Annotated in this window: 5 protein-coding genes; all 5 read right to left on the bottom strand. The window is 40.0% G+C overall.

Annotated elements, in window-relative coordinates:
- Window positions 1-246 precede the first annotated feature (246 nt).
- The 5 genes from P278_RS15245 to P278_RS15225 are packed head-to-tail and all read right to left on the bottom strand — an operon-like array spanning window position 247 to window position 7,861.
- Window positions 247-1,239 (bottom strand): HupE/UreJ family protein, encoded by a 993-nt coding sequence (locus P278_RS15245; RefSeq protein WP_038268747.1) that lies wholly within the window; start codon window positions 1,237-1,239, stop codon window positions 247-249.
- A 5-nt stretch (window positions 1,240-1,244) separates the two neighbouring features.
- Window positions 1,245-2,108: a peptidyl-prolyl cis-trans isomerase gene (locus P278_RS15240; RefSeq protein ID WP_038268743.1), complete on the bottom strand. Its 864-nt coding sequence runs from the start codon at window positions 2,106-2,108 to the stop codon at window positions 1,245-1,247.
- Window positions 2,109-2,114: 6 nt separating this feature from the next.
- The gene (locus P278_RS15235) at window positions 2,115-3,989 is read right to left on the bottom strand and encodes a DUF3604 domain-containing protein (protein WP_152973950.1); all 1,875 of its coding nucleotides are present in this window, start codon (window positions 3,987-3,989) and stop codon (window positions 2,115-2,117) included.
- A gap of 40 nt (window positions 3,990-4,029) precedes the next feature.
- Window positions 4,030-5,925, bottom strand: coding sequence for a DUF3604 domain-containing protein (locus tag P278_RS15230; protein ID WP_038268742.1), 1,896 nt, complete (start codon window positions 5,923-5,925; stop codon window positions 4,030-4,032).
- A 40-nt stretch (window positions 5,926-5,965) separates the two neighbouring features.
- The gene (locus P278_RS15225) at window positions 5,966-7,861 is read right to left on the bottom strand and encodes a DUF3604 domain-containing protein (RefSeq protein ID WP_051413613.1); all 1,896 of its coding nucleotides are present in this window, start codon (window positions 7,859-7,861) and stop codon (window positions 5,966-5,968) included.
- Window positions 7,862-9,071: the final 1,210 nt, after the last annotated feature.

Genomic DNA, 9,071 nt, shown 5'->3' with positions numbered 1-9,071 from the left:
CTTGTTGCGGAATCTCTTCACTCAAAACTTAATCTATTTCTCCCTCAAGAAATTGCCACGCCGTGTTAATACAAGGCTCGCAATGAGGTAACACAATTTCTTACCCCCTGAACCCCCTAAAGGGGAAAATTGTTTTATGTGATGTTTTTCATTCCGGACTTCTCTGTCATTCCGTATTTATTACGGAATCCATTTCCAACTGACCATTCTCAGTTCATGTCATTCCGCATTTGTGAATTTAAATCTCTAACTCCAAAAGCCAATGAATCGCTCAATAGTCCAAAAGGCAGCAATGGTTCCTATGGCATATGCCGGGACCTTTTTAATAACTTCAGGCCAATTCTTTTTGTAAGCCAGAAGGTATAAAAATGCAGAGACAGCAATAACAAATACAATTTGACCAAGTTCTACACCTATATTGAAAAATGCCAGAGCTAATGGGATTTCCGATTGAGGCAATCCAACTTCAGTTAAGGCTCCTGCAAAACCGAACCCGTGTAGAAGCCCGAATGAAAAGGCTACCAACCATGGCTTCTGAGCTGTTAATGATGGTTTTCCAAGATGCAATTTTAGCATCTCAGATGCTAAAAAAACGATGCTTAAAGCAATAACGGCTTCTACCGGAGGACCCGGTAAATTTGCATAACCAAGAACAGCTAAACTTAAAGTAATACTATGGGCTAAAGTAAAGGCCGTAATTGTTTTTACAATTTTCTTGAATCCCTTGGTGATCATAATTAATGCTAAAACGAATAGCAGATGGTCTATACCGAACCAAATGTGTTCCACCCCAAGAACCGTATACGTTCTTACCACCTGCCATTTACTGGTTTCACCAGGTAATAGGGCTAAGGGTGCATCGGGATGTAACATCAGTGATACTTTCTCGCCATTCAGATAGGAGATGTTAACCAAGACATCAACCATAGTTTTGTTCAAGTTGACAATTTCAATTTGACTACCCTGAAGCGGGCGGCTTCCACTTAGGGTGTAGTTGTGTATCATGGCGCCACTAACCGGCCTTGCCAGGCCTGCCTCACTCAGCTGAAAGTCACCCTCAAAGCTTGGATAAATTTTCAATACTAAATCTCCCATGGTTGGTACCTTCCAAAGTATTTGGTATTGACTATCGCTTTGTTGTACAATCTGTAAATAGGCGGGTCTAATTTCATGTGCATATAAACATGTACCCACAAGAGCGAACAGAATAAAACAGATATATTTTTGAAAGATTTTCATAACCATCATTTTTGTGCCATATTCTTTGAAGTGATTTCTTCAATGTTATCTGCAGTAATTTGCACATTATAACTATCCTTGAGAGCCTTCATGATAGCTTCCTTGCTCTCCCGTTCCATTTGGTATTCATAGTTACGCTTCACCTCTTTCATGACCTCTTTAAAAGGAGGGATTTCTGGTGGAGTTCTGGATTCAATATATACTAAATGTTCACCGTATCCTGATGAAACAGGACCTACCCATTTTTCCGTAGGCAAGGTTTCCAATTGTTTAGTAAACTGCTCTCCGAATTCGCGATTTAAATAAAAGGCATCGGTATCCCGAAGCGCAAAGTCTAAGTAAAACGAATCCCCTTTTGGTTTCATATCATTGGAATCTAAAGAACCATACTGTTCTAATATGGCTTTTGCTTTATTTGTTGGATTCTTATGATGGTCTGTAGTAAACACGACCTGGTACAGATTATACTGGTAAGGGGTAGCATAATCCTCCTTGTGTTCCTCAAAATAAGCCATCAGATTTTCTTCGGAAGCTGGGGCTACCAACCCGGAAAGATCCTGCCCGAGGAATTCCATTTTTTGGGCTAACCTTCGTTTAACAATCTCGTCATTATGATCAAGATTCATCTTAAGGGCTTCTCTATAGAGGACTTCCTGGTTAACGTATTTATCAATGAGGCCTTGAAGTTCATCGGCATTAGGAGGCCGTTGCCATTGGAGTCTCCAAAGTTCAGCCATATGTTCAATATCCGCATTGTCTACCACAATATCCTGTTCGGCATCGCTTTTATTTACCTGACTGTAAATTATAAACAATAGTGCCCCTAACAGGAAAAAGTGAAACAGGGGTTCTTTTATGAGTTTTTTCATTTCATATTATTTTGGGTTGTACCAAATTGGGCTGCTCCATGCTCTTTCCTGTATACTTACAGGCAAATCGTTACGCGGTTCTACGCCCATTCTTTTAGCATCATAAGTGCTCCATCTAGGAGTTGGGATTTGAATGACTCTCACATAGTAAAACGCATATTGCCCAGTATTAAAATCAGGGTCTGTCCATACGGTTTTCAATTCGGCGGCTCCAATGTCATTGGTATAGGAGGCTTCAGAAGCATTTACAGTGTTACCTACCGGAACTGCTTTACCCATGGCATCTACAGTTCTGTTATCAGAAAGCGCAACATTATAGATTTTTTCTTGAGCCTTTCCTGTATCATCAATCCATCCTTTTATCACTTGGATGCGGTCAAGATTTGCTCCGTTAGCTTCTTTTATGGCATGGACTATGAAAGATGGTGCCTCAGCTGTTGAAGCTTTCAAATCTCCTCCCATTGGAACGCCATTCTTATAGGCGGTGTGTATCCATTCTGGGGTGTTAAGTATGTTTTTATCAAAACCATAACCACCAAACACACGCAACTTCATACGTGGTCCAGAAGTGGCATAGGTTTCTTTTTTTTTAATAGCTTCAAAAATAGCGTCCCTTGTATTGGAAACAGCCCAAACCGCAGCGAGGCCTCCTGAACTAAACTGTCTTACCTGTTTAGCGGCGGCGTCACTCACCCCTGGTGGACCTTCCAGACGGTGTTTAGGATCATTTTCAAAACCAAATTTACCGGTATAGTTGTCTTCTTCTATGGCCGATGCCGAATTATGGGTATCTGAATCTCCTATAAAACCATATTTAAAAGGGTTTCCTTTGTCTTCATTTTCATATTGCAAGCCACGCGTAAGGGCTTCTCTCACGTAACCACCCTTTTTGTTTTTAGGAGAACTTGCTGTAGAGGCTAAAGTGTAGTCCCAAAGTTCAAAAGAAGCAAATTCATCATTAGGCGAAAGTTTGGGATGGGTTTCTGAGGTGCCTTTAATTTGAGTGATTTCGTAAACAGGTTCATTGCGCATACGAGTTTCGGAATAGATTTTACCAATTTTACTACCTCCATAGGATTCTTCAACAGGAAACATAAGGCCATCACTGGCATTTCCGTTATGGGGAATAGCCAAAAGTTCATTCCCTAGTGAGCGTTGATTATCCATCCATGCCCATAATTTCTCTGGGACATCCGAATCGATGGCTGAAAAAGGAACCTCTGAAGCATGTTTGGTATCTTTAAAAAGAACGATGCGGTGTAGATTTTTCCAGTTTGGGTTAGAAGTCCATTCATAGCCTGCTAGCGTAGTAAATTTACCCGGCTCATTATGTTTGTCTGCAATAGCTAGGATTTTGCCCCAAACACTTTTTTGGAGTTCGGGGTCTCCTAAAATACTATCGTTTCTACTGTTTGAAATATCATCTAGAATTTTGGTATAGGCATCAAATGATTTTTTAGGATCATCTCCCGTAATATCTGCAGCCAAGGGGTGTTTGCTTGCGAGACTGTTTGGATCTGCCATTAAAGGCAATGAACCCATGAATTCCGAATGATCCGACACAACGTACCAATCTAAAGGGACTTTTATTTGAAGAGATGTGCCATCGCCCCCTCCGGGAATACTTTCGCCTTTTGCCCAACGATAGGCTTCATCTGGACCAGATATGGCTCCGTTGATATAGGCATCAAAAGACCAACTCGTGTGGACATGAAGATTTCCAAAAAACACATCTTTATTTGGATTTTCATTTATCACTGTTTCCACTAAGGTAGAATCAATGTCATCAGCTTGGGTTTGATCACCGCTACTTTTACTTTCATTTTTACACGCCATAAAGAGTATGGCCGATAGTGTAATACCTACGTAATACGTTTTCATAAAATTTAGTTTTTCGAGATTCGTTTGCAGGTGTCTTATTTTAGTTTGGGTTGTACCATATTGGTGAGCTATAGATTCTTTCCTGAATGGTAGCAGGATGATTTGTTTCCTTAATATCAATACCCAATGTTATAGCATCTAACAAAGAGTACCTTGGCGTTGGAATCTCTAAAACTCTCACATAATAAAAAGCACTTTGATCCGGATTAAAGTCCGGATCTTGCCAAAATACTTTTAATTCGGTGGCTCCGATGGTATTGGTATATTTTCCGGTTTTTAAATCTACTGTATTCCCTACTTTCTCCTTCCCATCTGTTCTATCATCAGATAAGGCAACATCGTATACGTTTTCATCTGAAGTACCATCGTCATTTAACCAGCCTTTTACAACCTGAACTCTATCCAAATTGGCTCCATCCGGGTCCTTCATGGCAGATATTAGAAATCCAGGTGCATTACCATCCTCTGTTTTGTTCAAATCGCCACCCATAGGTACACCTTTATCATAGCCTGTTTTAACCATTCCTGAATTAAGGTCGCTTTCGGCAAAATTATAGCCACCAAACACTCTTAAGGTGATGCGAGGTCCGGTGGTAGCATAGACTTCTTTACGCTGGAAGGCATCAACAATACTCTGGCGGGTATTGCTTTCGGCCCAAACGCCTACCCACCCTGCAGCTCCCATATCCCATCCTTTGGATGAGCCAATTCCTGTAGGATGCGCACGTTTCTTTGGTTCGGAATCATGCTGACCTTTTCCTCCAAAATTATTTTCTTCAATAGAAGACATCCCTGTATGTGAATCACTACTCCCTACAAAACCGACTTTATAAGGATTAGCACCCACTTTGTGTTCCAGTTCTAATCCGCGTTTCAGACCAGAGCGAACATAGTCAGCTTTGGTAGGGGCTGGACGGATACCATCAGGAGTTAGTGCAAAATCATAGGTTTCAAAATCTGCGAACTCATCGTTTGGGGACAAGGCAGGATGGGTTTCGGAATCTCCTTTAATTTGAGTAATCTCTACAGATCGCTCCCATTTCATTCTTGTTTCGGCATAGGCCTTATCTACTGGCTGGCCATTCAATCTTGTTTCCGGAAACATCAGACCCAAACTAATATTCGGGTTATGCGGGATGGCCACAAACTCGGCTCCTGTTCGCTGACTAGTAGTTTCAAGCCAAGCCCAAAGGTCTTCGGGATTATCACTATCCAAAGCGCTATATGGAAGGAAATCCTTAGCAACATCAGCGCCTTGAGGCATAAAAACTACTCTATGAAGATTTGCTCCACTATTATTTGAAGACCACTCCCAACCTATTAATGTGGTGAATTTTCCCGGGTCGTTGTGTTCTTCAGCTGTTTCTATATAACGTATCCAGGCTTCTTTAACCTTTTCACCTCCCATATCATTCACCAAGTCTTTAGCGGTTAAATTGGCTTCATTGGGCTGGTCAAAGGCTGCATAATTGATAATGTCATAGATTTTTTGCAAACCTTCTTCGGACTTGTTTGGTGCGATATCTATAAAGGTTTTACCTGTTTTGGTATCTGAAATACCTGGAGTATTTTCATACATGAGGGGAATGGAACCTATCAACTCGGCATGATCGGCAACCACAAGGAAATCCAGTGGCTTAGATAACTTCCAGGGTTTGCCCGTAGTAGGACTTTCAACTTCTTCACCCTTCGCAAATCGATAAGCAATTTCAGGGGTGGAGTTAGGGGTTCCAAATAAGAACACATCAAAGGAGTTACCCGTGTGGTTATGTGTGTCTCCCCAATAGACATTTCTTAAAGGATTGGCAGGTACACTTGTTGTACCGATTGTTTCATTTACCGGGATATTATCTTTAATTGTGGTCTCTTTTGAGACGTCTTTACACCCCCACAAAAAAATTGCGGACAAAACAAAGCCAGAAAAAATCGTTTTCATAAAATTCAGTTTTTTGAGATTAGTTTGCAGGTGTCTTATTTTAGTTTGGGTTGTACCAAATTGGAGAAGTGTAAGCACGTTCTTGTATAGTTCTCGGCACATCGTCTGTCATTTCAATTTTATACTTTACCATATCGAAAGTGGTCCATCTGGGTGTTGGAATTTCTATAACTCTCACATAATAAAAAGATTTATGTGTCGGATCGAACTCAGGATCCGACCAGAATGTTTTTAATTCTGTATCACCAATAGAGTTTTCCCAAGTTGCTTTAGTCACATCAACAGTGTTGCCTACCGGGGGTAATTTTCCATTCGCATCTAAACTTCTTTTATCCGCATCACCCCAAACCACATTAAATATTTTTTCATGCGTATTTCCTTCATCGTCTAACCATCCTTTAATAACTTGAATACGGTCTAAATTTCCGCTGGTCGGGTCTTTAACAGCACTTATTAAAAATGTCGGGGCTTTATCTTTAGGGGCATCGCTAATATCGCCTCCCATAGGAACACCTTTTTGGTAACCTTTTGACACATAGTCAGGGGCGTCAATATCGCTCGCCTTATAGTTAAATCCACCAAAGAAACGCACCGTCATTCTTGGACCTGTAGAGGCATAAGTTTCTTTGCGTTTCATAGCATCCCACAGGGATTCCCGGGTATTTGATTCGGCCCAAACTCCGGTATATCCAGAAGCTCCTAATTGCCAACCACGTACAAATCCTGAAGGGAAATCCAAAGCTTTTTCATCCCATCGCTCAGGGCTAGGTTCAGAGGATGCATATTTACCCCAATAGTTATCTTCTTCGGCAGTAGAAAGTGATGTATGGGAATCGGTACCACTAACCAAACCATATTTAAAGGGGTTAACACCTAAAGCTTTTTCAAGTTTCAAACCATCTTTGAGTGCTTTTCTAGCGTATTCCGTTTCAATCATTTCTTTGGTTTTAGGAACCATAACCAAATTTCCTTTATCCCATATTTCGAAATTCGCAAATTCGTCATTAGGTGATAAAATAGGGTGGGTTTCACTGGTTCCTTTACCCTGGGTAACTTCATAAAGCACTTCATATTTATTTCTTAATGCCGCTAATTCTTTAGTTAGTGGTGATCCATCAAAGGCAGTGGTTTTAAACATCAACCCGTTTGACAGGTTTCCGTTATGTGGAATAGCTAATAACGACCCTCCGGTTTTTTCTTCAAAATTGGCCATCCACTTCCATAAATCTTCAGGATTCTCGGATTCGAAGGTAGTCATCGGGCTCATTTGTTTGCCAATCTCCGATCCATCACGATAGATAACATTTCGGTGTAAATTATTACCACCCCCAAAGTTAGAAGTCCATTCATAAGCTATGAATGCGGTAAATTTACCGGGTTCATTAAATTTTTCTACGATATCAATATTTTTTAACCAAACTGATTTCGCAAAGGCAGGGTCTGTAAATACAGGAGGTAAGTTATTATTTGACTGTCGGTTGATAAGGTCCATCATTACGGCAGCAGCCTTTTCGCCACCAGCCTCCATATCGGCATGATATTGAGCAACAACAGGATCGTCCATAACAGCTTCATCGCCATCAATAACAGCGGTAATTACCCCTGCGCCATCGGAGTGATCGGTTATCGCAATCCAGTCTAATGGACGATGTAATTTTGCTTTTTGGTTTGTAGCGCTAATCACTTCTTCACCACGAGCAAAGCGTAAAGCACCCTCAGGTCCGAGGCGTGTTCCTACGGCTCCAGCATCGGCGGACCAGGCGGTATGTAAATGCTGATCTCCCCAATAGACATTTCTTAAAGGATTTACCGGAATTTCAGATTCAGAAGACATTTCTACAGAAGGAGTTTCCTCAACAGACTTTTCCTTTTGGGTGTTTTTACAACTAATCAGAAATAAGAATGCCACTAGAGGAATGAGTTTTGTAAGTTTCATAATGACTCATGTTTAATGATGAAGTGAATGGTTAATCACTTTAAAGATAGTGATAAAATTATTAATTATATTGTAGCCTTTTAATACTTATTTTTCTATATAAAGTTGAAATTGAACAGTTTATATCTTAATATTATTGTGACTGCTTAGATGATGTAAAATCTTACAGAATCTTTTTTTAGCCTTAAATCATGAGTTCATTCTAGTTTAATTAGTGTTCCGGAAATAGAGATTTGTCATTCAGCATTTATTACGGAATCTATTTTGAAGGGTGTTGAGACCAACACCTGTCATTCCGCACTACTTTGTCATTCCGCACTTGTTGCGGAATCTCTTCACTCAAAACTTAATCTATTTCTCCCTCAAGAGATTGCCACGTCTTACTATGCAAGGCTCGCAATGACGTAACACAATTTCTTACCCCCTAACCCCCTAAAGGGGGAAATTGTTTTTTCTTTTTTGTCATTCCGCATTTATTGCGGAATCTGTTGATTCAATGCTTGATTGGTTTTTTTCCTGATGGGTAATTACCCACTGAATGTTTAAGGCATGTTTATTCTTCATTCTTTTTTATTCGCGCTGGTTTCTATTGTGTTATATAGGAGCTCATGATGTGCTACGCAATTGCATTGCCAAATGCGTTGCATTCATGAATACCTTATAAAACAATAACTAAGATTATAAATAAAAAAGTAACATCCCCTATAACTTCTTTTTCAAACTTTCTTTACTTTTTTTCATCGCCAAAAAAAGTAACAAAAAAGTCTAGCCTTGGCTTTTCAGTGACCCATTTTCATTTTAAATCCTAAATTAACCGAACTCGTCTGTTTCCCAAAACAGACTCAAACAGCGCTTAATTTATACGGATTCTTCAATGAATGGGTCCCCACTTACAAAGCCCATGGCGGTTTAAATAAATATACTGAATCTATTATAACAAGGATGTCGAAATCAATAACTGTCATTCCGCATTTATTGCGGGATCCATTTTTTCGTGTGGTTTCTAAACACTTGTTCCCAAGGTTAAAATTATTCCCAATTATAATCTTCATTCAAACACAATTCTCTATTCATTTCTTTTGTCCGTCCAAAAGAAACGAACCAAAGAAAAGGACGCCCGTCGAGAGGTATTTTTGCTATCGCAAAACCATGAATTTTATCCTAAATGGTCTCCAAGGCTTCGACCATTTTTAACGGATTAAATCCATAT

It is taken from the genome of Zhouia amylolytica AD3 (genome assembly GCF_000511935.2).
Classification (GTDB): Bacteria; Bacteroidota; Bacteroidia; order Flavobacteriales; family Flavobacteriaceae; genus Zhouia; species Zhouia amylolytica.
This window is presented reverse-complemented; position numbering and strand designations above follow the sequence as displayed.

Coding starts and splice junctions, on each gene's coding strand:
- P278_RS15230 (WP_038268742.1), bottom strand. CDS start 5,925: ATGAAAACGATTTTTTCTGGCTTTGTTTTGTCCGCAATTTTTTTGTGG.
- P278_RS15245 (WP_038268747.1), bottom strand. CDS start 1,239: ATGAAAATCTTTCAAAAATATATCTGTTTTATTCTGTTCGCTCTTGTG.
- P278_RS15235 (WP_152973950.1), bottom strand. CDS start 3,989: ATGAAAACGTATTACGTAGGTATTACACTATCGGCCATACTCTTTATG.
- P278_RS15240 (WP_038268743.1), bottom strand. CDS start 2,108: ATGAAAAAACTCATAAAAGAACCCCTGTTTCACTTTTTCCTGTTAGGG.
- P278_RS15225 (WP_051413613.1), bottom strand. CDS start 7,861: ATGAAACTTACAAAACTCATTCCTCTAGTGGCATTCTTATTTCTGATT.